The sequence below is a fragment of the Hwanghaeella grinnelliae genome (assembly GCF_004005845.1).
Lineage (GTDB): Bacteria > Pseudomonadota > Alphaproteobacteria > UBA8366 > Aestuariispiraceae > Hwanghaeella > Hwanghaeella grinnelliae.
In genome coordinates this window covers 1,326,536-1,341,066 of record NZ_SADE01000001.1, presented here as the reverse complement: position 1 = coordinate 1,341,066, position 14,531 = coordinate 1,326,536, and the positions used below count along the sequence as shown (strand labels likewise).

Below are 14,531 nucleotides of genomic sequence, written 5' to 3'. Positions count from 1 at the left end.
GATCTTTTCATGACCGACATTCAGAACCGTAAACCCGTTGTCATTCTGGGCGGCGCCGGCAAAACCGGCGGCCGTGTCGCCACCCGTCTGCAAACGCAGGGCATTCCCGTCAGGGCCGTTTCCCGCTCCACCGGCACGCCGTTCGACTGGGAAGATAAATCCACCTGGGAAAACGCCGTCAAAGGCGCCGCCGCGCTCTACATCGTTTACCAACCGGACCTTGCCGTGCCGAGCGCTGTGGATGACATCCGCGACTTCACGGCGATTGCCTTGGGTCAGGGTGTCAAGCGCATGGTGCTGCTGTCGGGCCGGGGTGAGGACGAAGCGCAGGCCGCCGAACAGGTGTTGATGGAAAGCGGCGCGGACGCGACCGTCGTTCGTGCCAGCTGGTTCGCGCAGAACTTCAGCGAAAGCTTCATTCTGGACGCCTTGATGACCGGTGAACTGGCCCTGCCCATCGCCGATGTGAAGGAACCCTTCATCGATGTCGACGACATCGCCGATGTCGTGACCGCGGCCCTGACCGACGAGCGGCATATCGGTAAAATCTACGAAGTGACCGGCCCGCGCCTTTTGACCTTCGCGGACGCGGTGGCCGAAATCGCCGAGGCCAGCGGCCGCGATTTCCGCTTCCGCCAGATCACGGCGGAAGAATACACCGCCTATCTGGAAGCGGCCGAAGTCCCCGGCGACTTCATCTGGCTGTTGAACTATCTGTTCACCACCGTGTTGGACGGCCGCAATGCCCAGGTGACCGACGGCGTGCAAAAAGCATTGGGCCGCGCCCCGCGCGACTTCGCCGATTTTGCCACTGAGACAGCCGCTAAGGGCGTATGGGCGCCAATCAGGGAGGAACAGTCATAAATACAAAGACATCCCTCACCTTAACTCAACGCAGCCGCGGCCTTTTTGGGCCGCGGTTGTCGTCGGCATTTTCAACACCTTTCCCAACTTTGTGAAACGCGACCTAGACCGTGCGGGGACCGAACGCCGGAAATAATGTAATGCAACGGATCTACCGCATGGTGTTCAACCTGCCGGTCGTTTCGCTCATCTTCCGGATTGGCGATCTCGCCCCATGGGCGGACGTGCTATCTTTGCCAAGAAGTTAAAAGACCAAGCGGCCCCCCCCGCTGTCTACAATTGATTGATACCGTGAACATACGTTAAAAATTACGACGCTACTTTTTATGGCAATCAGCACCGGAGAGAGCTAGCTTCAAATTCTTGCCATTGGGGGCTAATCGCGGATCACGCGAAGTAGGGGGTAGATCTATGAAGTTAAGAGCATTTCTTGCGGCAATCGGAACCGTAGTCATTCTGTGTGGACAGGCCAACGCGGCGCCGTTTTTCTATGATGAGGCAATCAGTGGCGACATTGACGACAGTGTTGCAACACCCTTTAATTTCGACTTCGGCAACAACATTGTCCGCGGTACGTTCTTCGATAATTTCGATGCGTTCAACATCGTCCTGCCGGAAAACTCCGTCCTGAAGTCGGTACAGGTGGATTGGGCCCCAGTCGGCCCCAATGGTCTCAACGGAAACAGTTTCGATCTCCTAACGTTCAACCCATTTGAAGTCGTCCTTGAGACGTTCATTGCGACATTTGATGATTTTGATACCTATTCTGAACCAGGATCGGTTACGGAAATCATCAACCGATCCTTTGCTGTAGGCACGTTGCCGGGGGATGTTCAGGGGAATTTACGGTTTGGGTTCAACGGGCTGGTAACGATATCACCCGGACCGCAGTCGACAAACATGGACTTTACGGTGACCTTTAATGTGGTGCATGCGGTTCCGGTACCGGCAGCTCTTCCACTCTTGGCTTCCGCGATTGTCGGCTTTTCGGTAATGGCCCGCTTCCGCAAGCGGCGGGCTCGCGCCGCGACACGCAATTCAGCCTGATCTGAATTGGAAAACCGCGAGAATAGGTCTGATTAGATCAGGCGCGGGGCGGAGAGGCACAATGCGCCCGTCGCATCGGCGGCCCTCTCCTTCCCAAACCAACGTTGCAAAGCGACTTCAAAAAAAACAGGGCCTGTTTGGCCGGGCTTGGATTGGCAAGGAAGGCTGAATACGACGCCTTCCTTGCACGGTTTCACCTCACACTGCGCCGCTGATTTGGAAGGCCGACCAGAAATACGGATGGGGATACTGCGCCGCCGTTTCCAATTGCGCGCGGCGCAGGGCCTCCGTCTTCGGCATGGTCTGAAGGTTGCGGTAGAAGGCCTTCATCAGGACCTCGGTGGCATCGTCCGACACGGTCCACAAGCTGGACACGATCGACCCCGCCCCGGCATAGAGAAAGCCTCGCGTCAGACCAATGACGTCGTCGCCGTTGGCGACCTCACCCAGACCGGTTTCACAAGCGCTTAGCGTCACTAGGTCGGCGGAGAGCGTCAGGTCATAGATCTCCCGCACCGTCAGCACGCCGTCATTGCGATCATCCGCGCTGAGCAGAAGCCGCGAGGCCAGCGGCTTATCCCCGTCGAACACACCATGGCTGGCCAGGTGCAGAACGCCGTAGCCCTGCGCCCCGGTCTTCACGACCGTTTCCGTTGCCTGATTGCGCAGATACAGATCCGCCCTTGCCGGCGCGCCGCCGGACGATGCCAAGCCGTTCCACTCGGCAGCGATTGCTTGTGCTTCTCGCTCCGCCCCCGGCAGATCCAGCGAGGGATCGTTCAGCGCCGGATTGCCCAAGGCCAGCATGGCCCCGGCGCCACCGGCACCCCGGTCGATATAGTCGAGAACACTGGCGCTGGGCAGGATGCGCAAAGCGTGCTTTTCAGCCAGATGCGCATCCCCGTCATACAGCGCGGCAAAGGGCAGGTAATGGAGTTTTCCATGCGGCACGATGGCCAACGACTTGCCTGCCACCTGCGCCGCAAAAGGCGCGATCAGGCGTTCATACAGCCGAATGGCATGTGTCCGGTATCCGCCCCCCGTCTTCCTGGCCAATTGCTCACGGAACACTTCGACCAGGACATCCAAGTTATTGCTGTCCAGGCGTTTCGCGGAAACGCCCGCCTGATCATACAGGAAACCGACGAGCCCATTCTCGTCCCCGTAGTAGAAAAGCAGAACTTCATCGGGACGAAGATGGCTGCGAAGCGCCGCAAGGTCCGGCTTGTCGACCCGAACCAAAGGCAGGGCCCTGCGGTCCGACTGGCGCAGGCGGTCCAACACCTCGGCCCGGCGCGCTGCCAGCGACGCGCCGCGGTCCCGGTTCGGCAGACCGATGCGGGCTTCCTGCTCAATCGACGACAACTCTTCCAACAGACGGTCCCGGGCGGCGACCTGCGCCGGTAGCGCAGCCGCATTGTCGCCTGCGACCAGAACGCCGGCCTCCCCACCCTCGCGGGCAGCCAACAAGTCGATCAGCGCCCGCGATTTCGACCGTTCCGCATATTCAAGCGCGCCGACCACATCGCCCGTTTCCAGAAGCAGGTCGACCTGCATGCGGTAAAGATCCTGCTTGTCCGAGATGAAGCCCAGCTTGTGACCCTCCGTCAGGATGGATGCACGCTGGCCTTCTATCAGGTCGATCGCATTGCTCAGATACCCGATCGCTTTCGCCGGATCCCCCGCATCCCGTGCGATCCGCGCCAAACCGTAATAGGTACCGAAGCGGTATTCGCCAAAGGGCCGGCTGAGCGGTTCGTTCAAAATGGTTTCGAAACAGTTGCGAGCTTCATCATTGCGGCCCACTTCCAGCGCGGTGACGCATAGCCGGAAGGCAAAGGGCAGATTGTTGATGAAGTTCAGATCCTCGGTCGAGGCCCCTGCGATGGCTTGCGCCATGGCCTCGCTGACCGGCGTGGCGAGCACACCAATGGTCATATAGGCTTCCCCCACCCCATCGAGAAGCTGCAGCAAGGCGCTGCGGTCGTCCCGCACCAGCCAGTCATAGCTTTGCTTGTAATCGCCGGTCAGGAAATAACTGTGCGACAGGCTGTGCTTCAAATGCCGGGTCAGCGGATTTTGCTCGCTGAGGTTTTCTTCCGAATAGATTTGTTTCAACGCGTTGCGGACGCCTTCCAGCGCCTGCATGTCGCCCAAGCCGTATTGCGCGGTCGCCATCGCGGAGTAAGCATCAGCCAACACGATCCGACGCAAATTTTGCTGATAGGGAGAGTCCGGATCGTTGGGTGCGGCCATGCCCAGCGTCAACAATCCGGAAAGCATGCTGTAGCCGCTGTTGACCTGCACCAGCGCGTCATTGCCCTGGCCGATTTCGACAGCACGGCGCGCACTGCGCGCCGCTTCGTCATAGTCGCCCAACTCGTTCGCCCGCTTGGATTTGATCAACGCCAGGCTGGACTCGTAATAGGCCGGCGTCACCGCAACCAGGCCAGTGGTGAAGCCTTCCTGCGCGGCCGCCTTGCGCCGTTCCAAAACCGCGATGCAATCGTCCAGCGCCTTATAATGCCGCGCGTTCAACAGGATCGTGCAGATCATCAAATGCTCGCCATGTTCCAGCGCCGCATAGTCGATCCCGCCCGATGCAGCGTCTGCGACCACGCCCTGCGTCTGACCTGTAACCCGGGCCTTCTGGGTCGCGGTGACACACCCTGCCAGAGGCAATACCAGGACCAGGGCAAGAAACGGACTCGTGCGGAAGAGCCGCGCCGAAGCGGCCCCGAGCATTGATCGAACTGTCATGGAAGAAACGCTCAACGGTAATTTATGGGGAAGGGATAACGATGAAATCCATTTTGCCGGGTGTCAATTGAGCAGCCAGATACCGTTAACGACATTCGCCAGGGATTGACCCGTATCGGCGCATCTCAGATGTGACCGTTGGCCGGTGCTACATTGCGGGTAGAAATGATAAGACAGACCGTAAGGAATACTGTTCAAACAGGGAAAAAAACATGGATCTCAATCTGACCGGAAAGCGGGCTTTGGTGACCGGCGCAAGTTCAGGCATCGGCTATGAAGTTGCGCGTATTCTGGCGCGCGAAGGGGTTGCGCTGGCCGTCGCCGCGACCAACGAAGGTCGCCTTGCGCCTTTGGTCAACGCGATCGTGGCGGAAGGATTTCCAGCCCCGGCGATCTGCACCGCCAACCTGACCGATCCGGACGGCCCGGATTCGGTCGCCGAACAAGCGCTCGCCGCTTTGGGTGAGGTTGATATCCTAATCAACAATGCGGGCGGGTCTCGCCCGATGCAGGGTGTTACACCGGAAGAGGCAGAACGTGTCTGGGAAGAATCCATGACCCTGAATTTCACGTCCTGCCGCAAACTGACCCAGGCGATCCTGCCCGGCATGCGCGAACGCGGCTGGGGACGGGTCGTCAATATTTCAGGCGCGCTGGTTTATTGGAACGTGAACGCGGCAACGCCCGCCAAGGCGGCCCTGACCAGTTGGTCCAAGGGGCTGGCGGCGGAAGTCGCGAAAGACGGGGTCACCGTGAACTGTGTCGCGCCCGGCCGGATCAAGACGCGCCAGATCATGCAGAAATTGCATCCGACGGAAGAGTCGCGGGACGCCTTCATCGACTCCATGATCCCGATTGGGCGCTTCGGCGAACCGGAAGAGATCGCCAGCGTTATCGTCTTCCTCGCCTCCCCCATCGCGGGCTATGTCACCGGCGTGACCGTCCCGGTCGACGGCGGCATGCATCGTTACGCCTTCTGACCGGCGTCGCGGCAGAGGCGGAACCGCCTGAACCGCTCACCGTCGACATGCACGCTGCCGTCCTCGACGAATCCAAGGCGTTTGATTGCATTCGCGTTCGTACGTGCCGGGGGCAGCAGCGCAGTGATGGAGGTAAGCCCCATTTCACCGAAAGCGCGCACCTTGATGAGGGTGAAGATGCGGCGGCCCCAGCCCCAGAACCGGGGATGCAGGACCATCGCAAAATCCGCGTCCCCCTGCTCCGGCTGAAGCCCGCCCCAGCCGGCAAAGTCCCCATCGATCAGGAAGGCCCAGGGACCATAGCCATGCGCGTCCCAAAGGGCCTGTTTCGCCACCAGGAAGGCACGGCAATCCGCCGCCGTGAAGCCGTCTCCCAACAACGGCAGAAAATGTCCGACCGCCGGTTCGTTCATCAAGGCGATCAGGTCTTCTTCTGCAATGTCCTGAAGAGGTGCAAAACCAATCCGCGCCACCGCCATCGTCCCTTGCCAGTGCATTTCCGACGCTGTCGGGCATACAGGGGCTCCAAACGGATTGGAATAAACACCTCCGTGAACGCGTCGTGTTCACGGAGGTGCTGCGGTGCGCCGCGATCCCGCTCAGGGGCGCAGGATCGTCGCACCGACTGTCTTCCCTGCGGCAAGATCGGCCTGGGCCTTGGCGGCATCCTTCAGGGCGTATCGCTGCCCTATCGATGCCTTGACCTTGCCTGCTTCCATCATCGCGAACAGGTCCGCGGCGGTGGCTTCCAACTCAGCCCGCGTCCCGATATAGGCGCCAAGCACGGGGCGCGTCACATAAAGCGACCCCTTCGCCGCCAAGACCCCGATATTGACGCCGTCAACCGGGCCGGTCGTGTTCCCGTAACTGACCAGCATGCCGCGCGGTAGCAGGCAATCAAGCGAGGTCTCAAAGGTGTCCTTGCCGACTGAATCGTAGACCACCGGCACGCCCGCGCCGTCGGTCAGGTCCCTGACCCGCTCAACGATGTTCTCTTCACGGTAGTTGATGGTCTCGTCGCAGCCATTGGCCTTTGCAAGGGCCGCTTTCTCCGGCGAGCTGACCGTACCGATGACGCGCGCACCCAAAGCACTGAGCCATTGGCAAGCAAGCAGGCCCACACCGCCGGCGGCGGCATGAAAAAGAACCGTGTCGCCCGCGCCGACCGCATAGGTTCGGCGGATCAGGAATTGCACCGTCATGCCTTTCAGCAGGGTGGCGGCTGCGTCTTCTTCCGACACGCCATCCGGCAGGGCCAAAACGGAGGCGGCGGGAACATTGCGAACCTCCGCATAGGCACCGACCGCCCCGGCATATGCGACGCGGTCACCAGGCTTGAAACCGGTCACGCCGGCGCCGACGGCTTCAATGACGCCCGCCCCTTCCACGCCCAAACCACCGGGGATCGGGATCGGGTAGAGTCCGTCGCGTTGATAGATATCGATATAGTTCAGACCGACGGCCGACTGGCGGATCATCACTTCCCCCGCCGCCGGTGCGGGCAGGTCGACTTCTTCCCATTTCAGAACCTCGGGCCCGCCCGTTTGATGTATCCGGATGGCATAGGACATGACTATTGTTACTCCTGGTTTTTGGGGATGTTGTTGGGTGGAGGATCGTCCGGGCTGCGGCGTCAGACTTCGCCCGCCGCCGAGATTTCCTTTAAATGCTGGCGGAAACCGTAGGACGGCCGCTGCGCCCGGACCGTCAGGTAGTCGGCGAAGGCGACCTGCTGACGATATGACGTGCCGGTCCGCATGGCTTTCAATTGACGCGCTTCGATATCGCGATAGGCCATCGCGGCCGGCACGATTTCCTCAAGCTTGTCTTCGGCCAGGAAAAGCGCGCCGTTCTCATCGGCCACGACAAAGTCCTGCGATGTCACGGTGACGTTGCCGACCGTGGCGCGGGTCAGCACATCGTCCGGGCGGATCGCGGATCTTTGCGGGCCGGTTGGCACCGCCCCCAGGCTGAACACCGGAAAGCCCGCGGCCGTCAGTTCCCGATTGTCGCGATGGAGCCCCCAGACGACGAATCCCGCCGCGCCCGCGGCCTGTGCCTCCAACACGATGATGTCTCCGATGCACGCCTCATCCAGTTTGCCGCCGTTGTCGACGACCAGAACCTCTCCCGGCGGCATTGCTTCGATCGCCTCCAGGAAAATATCGATGCTGCCCAGATGCTGGATCGGCCTGGCCCGGCCGAAGCAGGTCATGCCGGCAACGACCGCCTTGGTTCCCGCCGGCGCAATCCGGATCGGATTACCGGAAACCAGGCATCCATCGGCGATATGCGGGGTGGTCAGATAGGCAAGTTCCTTGATCAGCGATACGTCGGCCATGTCATCCTTCCTTCATTTCCATCAGGATTTTCGAACAGCTTTTCAGGTGGCCGCCATACGACAGCGCTTCCGAATTGGCTTGACGCTAACGCCCAAAAATACTTTTGAATAACGAATATATATGAAAACCCGTATTCGGATTTCGAAACTATGAACCAAACCTTCGACATGGACGCACTGCGCACCATGATTACCGGCGTCGAACTCGGCAGTTTCTCCCGCGCCGCCAATCACCTCGGTCGGTCACAATCGGCGATCAGCATGCAATTGAAGAAGCTGGAGGAGCAGACCGGCGAAAAGCTGTTCGTCCGGAAAGGCCGGGGTTTGGAACCCACCGAACCGGGCGAGGCACTGCTGAGCTATGCACGCCGGATCATCGCGCTGAACGACGAGGCTGCCGCCGCGCTGGGCACGGCGGTGAACCGAACGACGGTTCGGCTGGGTTTGCCTCAGGATTATTTCGAGGATCTTCTGCCCGCCGTCATGGACCGCTACTCACGTCTGCGGCCGGACGTGCATTTGGAAGTCCGCGCCGGACGCAATCATATGTTCGAGGAGGAAGTCCTGACCGGCCGGCTGGACGCGGCCATCGCCTTCTTCGACCACGGCGTCCAACGCCAGGGTACGCATATCGCGGATCTACCGCTGCACTGGTACGGGGCGACGGGCATGAAAAGGCCGGCGGAGGATATCCTGCCGCTGGTCATGTACGACCATCCCTGCCTGTTCCGAAAGGCCGCCCTACAGGCACTGGACCAAGCCGGCCGCAAATGGCGGCTCGCCCTGACCACGCCCAGCCTGCCCGGTGTTTGGGGCGCCGTTCGGGGCGGGCACGGCATTTCGGTGCGGACCGGGAAAAGCGTCCCCGAAGGTATTGCCGATATCACGCGTCGCTACGCACTGCCCGACCTGCCGCCGGTCGAACTGCGGATGCTATCCGCCCACGGCCCCTCGGCGGCGGCAAGCGACCTGTGCGATACCGTCCGCGCCGTCGCAAAAGAGATGGCGTCCTGAGGAGAATGGGACTTGCGCGTTTGCGGCCTATCCCATCGCTTCCGCCAGCGCGCCGTCGAGGATGTCGAGGGCTTCGTCGACTTCGCCCTCCGTCACCGACAGGGGCGGCGCGATGCGGAAAACGGCGGACAGACCCGGCAGGCTTGCGATGTTCATGTTCAGCCCGTCGCGCGCGCAGATTTCCATCACCTTCACGCCATAGGCCTCGTCGGGCCGTTTGCTCGCGCGGTCGGTCACGACCTCCAGCCCCAGCAGCAGGCCCCGCCCACGGACATCGCCGATCTTCTCGTATTTGTTGGCCAAGGCCCGCAGCCCATCTTCAAGCCGCCCACCGAGGCGCGCCGCCCGTCCCGGCAAATCGTCACGCAGGGCGATTTCGATCACCTTCGCGCCCACCGCCGCCGGCAAGGGATCGGCCACATGGGTGGTATAGAAAAGAAAGCCACGTTCATGCGCCGTCGCCTCGATTGCCGCGCTGGTCATCACGGCCGATAGGGGCAGGCCCGCGCCCAGCGTCTTGGACAGGGTCAGTATATCCGGGACAACACCGTCGCGTTCGAAGGCGAACATCAAACCAGTCCGGCCGATACCCGTCTGCGCCTCATCCAGAATCAACAACATTCCGCGTTCCGTGCATTTCTGCTTCAGGGCGGCAAGATAGCCTTCCGGCAGGTCGATGATACCGCCGGTCGACAGGATCGGTTCGGCGATGAATGCCGCCGGAGCGCCGGTCGATTGGGCGTCAATCAATTTGAAGGCGTCGTCCAACTCGTCACGCCAATCGATCGTCACACCCGGAAAACGGGGTCGAAAGGCGTTCGGCACGGGAATGGAGAAATTGCCCGGCGCGGTCGGGCCGTAGCCCTTTCGCCCGGCCGCGTAGGTCGCCGCCGCGGCCCCGCCCGTCATGCCATGCCAGGACTGGGCGAAACTGACGACCTCAAACCCGCCCGTCACCAGTTTGGCAAGGCGCACGGCGGCGTCATTCGCCTCCCCCCCGGTGGATAACAGCAAAACGCGGTCCAGCCCGTCCGGCGTGATCTTCACAAGCGCCTCGGCCAGGTCCAGCACCGGGGGAGACAACATGCAGGAATGCAGATGCACCAGGCGGTCCGTCCATTCATGAACCACCGCGGTCAATTCCGGATGGCGATGCCCCAGAATGGCGCTCATCTGACCGGAGGTGAAATCCAGGATCTTTTGGCCGTCTTCGGCGATAACATAGCTGCCGTCGGCGGAAACGATCTGCTTGTCGAAATAATGCGCTCCAAAGCGCAGCAGGACGGAGTCGGCACGAGCGAGAAAATCGGATTTGGGCGACGGGGATTGGGACAAGGTGAGGCCTCCCGCTGGGGTTGGATTTCCTCAATCCTATCCGGCGCAGCAGCCGCTGATTCTCTATTATTGCCCTTCAGTAAGAATTTCTCTCGAAAATACTGGAATAGACGCGATAATTAGTCGAATTGGAAAACTGGATTGAAAACCATGCTCGATGCCCGCGACCGGCGCATTCTATCCCTGCTTCAGAAAGACGCGCGCACGACCGCCGCCGAGATGGCCGACGCGGTTGGCCTGTCCCTGTCGGCCTGCGCCAAGCGCATGGCCCGGCTATGGTCCGACGGTTATATCGACCGCATGGTAGCGGTCCTGGACCGCAAACGCTTCCGACGCCCTGTCTCCGCCGCTGTGATGGTCACGCTGACCCAACCCAAGGCAAGCTATACCCAGGAATTCACCCGCAGGATCCAATCCCTGGAAGAAGTCCAGCAGTGCCATATCGTGACCGGGGATTTCGACTTTCTACTGATCGTCCAGGCAAAGACCATCGAGGCCTATCACGACATGGCACAGAACGTCTTCGGGGAGTCGCCCTATGTGCGCAGTTACAAGACGGTCTTTCTTCTTGGCAGCTTGAAGAATGAAAACACGCTGCCGGATTTCTGCCTGATTCCGCCGGAAGAGTAACCGACGGATTGCCGCGAATTGGCCCCGACAGGCGCGATCAATCCGATGCCATTTTCAAATAGTCTTCCCGTATCGGTGATACCGCATTGGCATGCGACGAAAAGCCTTCATATGTCGCAAGCCGATGAGCGTATTTGGCGAATTCCGGATAGGCCGACGCCGTCACATAGCCGATGGAGGATCGTTTGACGAAATCGGTCACCGAGAGCGGCCCATAGGTCCGCGCCCAACGGCTGGTGGGAAGCACCGCGTTGGGGCCCAGGCAGAAATTGGCGATGCTCACCGGTGTATGCGGTCCCATCAAGACTTCCGCCGCCTCGGTGATGTGGGACAAGTGGGCAAAGGGATCCTGGGACAGAATCTCAAGATGCTCCGGCGCATAGGCATTGATGAAATCGTAGCTTTCCTGAACAGACGACGTCAGAACAATGCCACCGGAACGGCCGGTCAGGACCGTTTTGGAAAACGCCACGCGCTGTTCGGTCATGCGTGACCAATGATCCGGAAGCGCGGCAAGCGCTTCTTCCACCACCCGCCTGCTATGGGTGACGAGATAGGCTGAAGAGTCGGGACCATGCTCCGCCTCGATCAACAGGTCGAGCGCGGCAAGCCCCCCATTCACCGTATCGTCCGCAAAGACGATGCATTCCGACGGACCGGCCGGCAGACCGGTATCGATGACACCGGAAAGCAAACGTTTTGCCGCCACGACCCATGGACTGCCCGGGCCAACGATCTTAAGCGCGGGCTTGATCGTCTCCGTGCCATAGGCGACGGCGGCCACGGCCTGCGCGCCGCCAACCTTATAGACGGTATCGACACCGGCCAGCCGCGCCGCCACAAGGGTTGCGGCGTCCACTGAGCCATCCGGGGCCGGCGGCGTCACGATGGCCAGTTCCGGCACGCCGGCGACAACCGCAGGCACGGCAGTCATCATGGTCACGGATGGGAAAGACCCCTTGCCCCGCGGCACGTAGAGCGCAACGGACTTGATCGGCGTGAACCGGTCGCCGGCGAAGGCACCCGGCCGAATTTCCTTCAGCCACATCGCCTCAGGCGCCTGTTCCTCATGAAACTTGCGGATATTCGCGATGCCGAACTCAATCGCCTCAATCGTTTCCGCATCGACCATCGAGAACGCCGCATCGAATTCCGCCGCCGTCGCCTTGATCGTATCCTTCGTAACGGCTGCCTTGTCGAAATCCCGCCCGAAACGGGCGACCGCCTCGTCCCCCTCGGTGCGGACCGCTTCCAGGATCGGTTTGGACTTCTCCAGGAAGTCGGAAAGGTCCGCTTCGGAGCGCCGCAGAATCGCGCTTCGTTCTTCCGCGTTCAATGCCGCGTAGTCGTGGAATGTAACCTTGTCCATGTCGCGAGCTTCGCCTTCACTGTTAAATCGAGGCCAGATATCCGCCATCAACTGGCAGGCAATGGCCGGTAATGTAAGATGCAGCATCACTGCATAGGAAAACCGCCGCGCCGGCGATATCGCTATCGCTGCCGAAGCGGCGCTGCGGGATTTTGTTGAGCATCTGCTGCTGCCAATCACCATCCTGATAGAAGGGTTCGGTCATGGCGGTCCGGAAATAGCCGGGTGCAAGCGCATTGACCCGAATGCCGTATGGGGCCCATTCGGTCGCAAGAGCCCGTGTCATTCCCAAGACACCGGATTTCGAGGCGCCGTAAGGAACCGCTGTCGGGACGCCGACAAACGACGTCAAGGAGCATTGATTGACAATGGCGCCACCGCTGCCTTTTTCCGCCATCAATTTGCCGACGGCACGGGACCAGAAGAACGCCCCTTTCAGGTTCGTCGAGACGATCGAGTCCCACAGCGCCTCGTCCACATCGATGGATGGGCGCACGGATTCCATCCCGGCATTGTTAACCAGAATATCGACGGCGCCGTAACGGGTTACGAAACCATCGAGTGTCGGGCCGATGCTCTCCAAATTCCGGACATCCTGTTCGGCGATGATGCAGTCGCCGCCATTCTCCAGGATCATCGACTGCGTGCCGTGAAGGCCGTCCGCGTCCCGTGCCGTGAGGCAAAGCTTTGCACCCGCCTGCGCCAATGCCACCGCAATGGCCCGTCCCAACCCTCTGCTTGCCCCTGTCACCACGGCGACACGGCCTTGCAAATCAAATGCGGGATTGCTCAAGAAGGTGCTCCGTCAAAGAGATATTTGGGAAACCGTCCGGTGAAACGCCCGGCATACCGCCCGGTAAAACTTCCGGGCCGGAAAAGCGCGAAAGTCGAACCGTGACCGGGAATTGTTGCGACGCAACACGATCCTAAGAACAAGAATAGGGGCCTGTCATCCCAAATCGTCATCCGCCAAAATAAAAAATTTTATTGTTTTACAAATTAAAAATCGCGCCTACGCTTCCTTCAAGGGAGGATTCTGGACATCAAAAGATTCAGGATCGCGTGCCGTAACGCTGCGCCGCAACAAAACCAATAATACATTAAGCGCCTCGTTTCGTGTGCGCCCGAATGGGGAATACACGTGATGAAATTCGTAACTGTTCTTAAGGCAACCGTAGCCGGCTTGGCCCTGCTTACGGCTGCTTCCGCCGCGCATGCCGGCACAATGAAACTCGGCATGACCACATGGGTCGGCTATGGCCCTCTATTCCTTGCCCGCGACCTTGGCTATTTCGAGGAAGGCGGTTTGGAGGTCGACCTTCAAATCGTTGAGGACCACGCCTACGCCATGGCCGCCGAAGCGGCCGGGGAGCTTGACGGCGACGCCGGAACGCTTGACGAAATTCTGCAATACAGAACGAAAGACTTCTGCACGAAGACAGTCTATGCCCTTGACGATTCGCATGGCGGAGACGGCATCCTCGCCCCCACGGACGTCAAATCCATCGCCGACCTGAAAGGCATGGAAGTCGCGATGAACGAAGGCTCGGTGTCGCAATTCTGGTTCGACATTCTGCTGAAGCGCGAAGGCATGACCGAAGCCGATGTTGTCGTGACGAATATGAGCGCGGACGACGCGGCAGCCGCCTTCATGGCGGACCGGATCCCCGTTGCGATCACCTGGGAACCGCATTTGACCCTGGCCAAGAAAGCCAACAAGGGCCACGTCCTTATCGACTCCTCGCAAACGCCGGGCGTGATTGTCGACGTTCTCTCCCTTCGGTGCGACTACATCGAAAATCATCCCGAAGACGTCAAGGCGCTGGTCGCTGGTCTGTACAAGGCCCACGAATATCTGAAAGCGAACCAGGACGAAGCCTACAAGATCATGGCAAAGGGCGTTGGCGGCTGGCTTGAAGACCCGAAAGACTTCGCCGATGCCGCTTCCGGCGTGAACTTCTACGGCAAGGAGCGGAATCTCGAGTTCTTCAAAGGCAACGCCGATGGCGAGGCCGGCAAGCTTATCATGCTCGGACGCGAGATCTGGGGTGAGGCCGGCAAGGTCAAGATGAAGGACATCACCTTCGACGATGCCATCGATGCCAGCTTTTTGGGCCTTTAGCTTCTCGGGCCTTTAACGGGCGTTACAGCGCAAAGCCGGCTTCCGGAATCGGGCATATCGCCCGGGGTT

General features: G+C 60.3%; 13 protein-coding genes. 6 read left to right on the top strand and 7 right to left on the bottom strand.

What is annotated here, in order from left to right:
- The first annotated feature begins 9 nt into the window (after positions 1-9).
- Positions 10-864: an NmrA family NAD(P)-binding protein gene (locus EOI86_RS06125; protein ID WP_127764212.1), complete on the top strand. Its 855-nt coding sequence runs from the start codon at positions 10-12 to the stop codon at positions 862-864.
- A gap of 411 nt (positions 865-1,275) precedes the next feature.
- The gene (locus EOI86_RS06120; protein WP_127764211.1) at positions 1,276-1,911 is read left to right on the top strand and encodes a VPLPA-CTERM sorting domain-containing protein; all 636 of its coding nucleotides are present in this window, start codon (positions 1,276-1,278) and stop codon (positions 1,909-1,911) included.
- A gap of 198 nt (positions 1,912-2,109) precedes the next feature.
- Here EOI86_RS06120 and EOI86_RS06115 read toward each other — a convergent pair whose 3' ends face one another.
- Entirely contained in the window at positions 2,110-4,671 is a 2,562-nt protein-coding gene (locus EOI86_RS06115; RefSeq protein WP_127764210.1) for a CHAT domain-containing protein, read from the bottom strand.
- A gap of 212 nt (positions 4,672-4,883) precedes the next feature.
- Between EOI86_RS06115 and EOI86_RS06110 the strand changes: the two genes are divergently transcribed.
- The gene (locus EOI86_RS06110; RefSeq protein WP_127764209.1) at positions 4,884-5,651 is read left to right on the top strand and encodes an SDR family NAD(P)-dependent oxidoreductase; all 768 of its coding nucleotides are present in this window, start codon (positions 4,884-4,886) and stop codon (positions 5,649-5,651) included.
- Here EOI86_RS06110 and EOI86_RS06105 read toward each other — a convergent pair.
- The 3 genes from EOI86_RS06105 to EOI86_RS06095 form a co-directional block, all read right to left on the bottom strand.
- Positions 5,639-6,124 carry a GNAT family N-acetyltransferase gene (locus tag EOI86_RS06105; protein ID WP_205032083.1) on the bottom strand — a complete coding sequence of 162 codons (486 nt, stop codon included), beginning with the start codon at positions 6,122-6,124 and terminating at the stop codon, positions 5,639-5,641. The two genes, EOI86_RS06110 and EOI86_RS06105, sit on opposite strands and share 13 nt — an antisense overlap.
- A gap of 126 nt (positions 6,125-6,250) precedes the next feature.
- A complete protein-coding gene (locus tag EOI86_RS06100) occupies positions 6,251-7,222 on the bottom strand; it encodes a quinone oxidoreductase family protein (RefSeq protein ID WP_127764208.1) in 972 nt (323 codons plus the stop codon).
- Positions 7,223-7,284: 62 nt separating this feature from the next.
- Entirely contained in the window at positions 7,285-7,992 is a 708-nt protein-coding gene (locus EOI86_RS06095) for an RraA family protein (RefSeq protein ID WP_127764207.1), read from the bottom strand.
- A gap of 150 nt (positions 7,993-8,142) precedes the next feature.
- On the opposite strand from EOI86_RS06095, the gene EOI86_RS06090 reads away from it, so the two are divergent.
- On the top strand, positions 8,143-9,006 hold the full coding sequence (locus tag EOI86_RS06090; protein WP_127764206.1) for a LysR substrate-binding domain-containing protein: 864 nt from the start codon (positions 8,143-8,145) through the stop codon (positions 9,004-9,006).
- 27 nt (positions 9,007-9,033) lie between these two features.
- Here the strand turns inward: EOI86_RS06090 and EOI86_RS06085 are convergent, their stop codons facing one another.
- Positions 9,034-10,341, bottom strand: coding sequence for an aspartate aminotransferase family protein (locus EOI86_RS06085; protein ID WP_127764205.1), 1,308 nt, complete (start codon positions 10,339-10,341; stop codon positions 9,034-9,036).
- A gap of 150 nt (positions 10,342-10,491) precedes the next feature.
- Here EOI86_RS06085 and EOI86_RS06080 point away from each other — a divergent pair, with 150 nt between their 5' ends.
- Positions 10,492-10,971: an Lrp/AsnC family transcriptional regulator gene (locus EOI86_RS06080; protein ID WP_240035623.1), complete on the top strand. Its 480-nt coding sequence runs from the start codon at positions 10,492-10,494 to the stop codon at positions 10,969-10,971.
- Between the two features lie 37 nt (positions 10,972-11,008).
- On the opposite strand, the gene hisD is transcribed toward EOI86_RS06080, so the two are convergent.
- Both hisD and EOI86_RS06070 read right to left on the bottom strand, forming a co-directional pair.
- Positions 11,009-12,340, bottom strand: a complete 1,332-nt coding sequence (gene hisD, locus EOI86_RS06075; protein WP_127764203.1) for a histidinol dehydrogenase — start codon at positions 12,338-12,340, stop codon at positions 11,009-11,011.
- 22 nt (positions 12,341-12,362) lie between these two features.
- Positions 12,363-13,133, bottom strand: a complete 771-nt coding sequence (locus tag EOI86_RS06070) for an SDR family NAD(P)-dependent oxidoreductase (protein WP_127764202.1) — start codon at positions 13,131-13,133, stop codon at positions 12,363-12,365.
- Between the two features lie 351 nt (positions 13,134-13,484).
- Here EOI86_RS06070 and EOI86_RS06065 point away from each other — a divergent pair, with 351 nt between their 5' ends.
- Positions 13,485-14,462 (top strand): ABC transporter substrate-binding protein, encoded by a 978-nt coding sequence (locus EOI86_RS06065; RefSeq protein WP_127764201.1) that lies wholly within the window; start codon positions 13,485-13,487, stop codon positions 14,460-14,462.
- Positions 14,463-14,531 lie beyond the last annotated feature (69 nt).

Coding starts and splice junctions, on each gene's coding strand:
- EOI86_RS06090 (WP_127764206.1), top strand. CDS start 8,143: ATGAACCAAACCTTCGACATGGACGCACTGCGCACCATGATTACCGGC.
- EOI86_RS06125 (WP_127764212.1), top strand. CDS start 10: ATGACCGACATTCAGAACCGTAAACCCGTTGTCATTCTGGGCGGCGCC.
- EOI86_RS06100 (WP_127764208.1), bottom strand. CDS start 7,222: ATGTCCTATGCCATCCGGATACATCAAACGGGCGGGCCCGAGGTTCTG.
- EOI86_RS06110 (WP_127764209.1), top strand. CDS start 4,884: ATGGATCTCAATCTGACCGGAAAGCGGGCTTTGGTGACCGGCGCAAGT.
- hisD (WP_127764203.1), bottom strand. CDS start 12,340: ATGGACAAGGTTACATTCCACGACTACGCGGCATTGAACGCGGAAGAA.
- EOI86_RS06080 (WP_240035623.1), top strand. CDS start 10,492: ATGCTCGATGCCCGCGACCGGCGCATTCTATCCCTGCTTCAGAAAGAC.
- EOI86_RS06115 (WP_127764210.1), bottom strand. CDS start 4,671: ATGACAGTTCGATCAATGCTCGGGGCCGCTTCGGCGCGGCTCTTCCGC.
- EOI86_RS06120 (WP_127764211.1), top strand. CDS start 1,276: ATGAAGTTAAGAGCATTTCTTGCGGCAATCGGAACCGTAGTCATTCTG.
- EOI86_RS06095 (WP_127764207.1), bottom strand. CDS start 7,992: ATGGCCGACGTATCGCTGATCAAGGAACTTGCCTATCTGACCACCCCG.
- EOI86_RS06065 (WP_127764201.1), top strand. CDS start 13,485: ATGAAATTCGTAACTGTTCTTAAGGCAACCGTAGCCGGCTTGGCCCTG.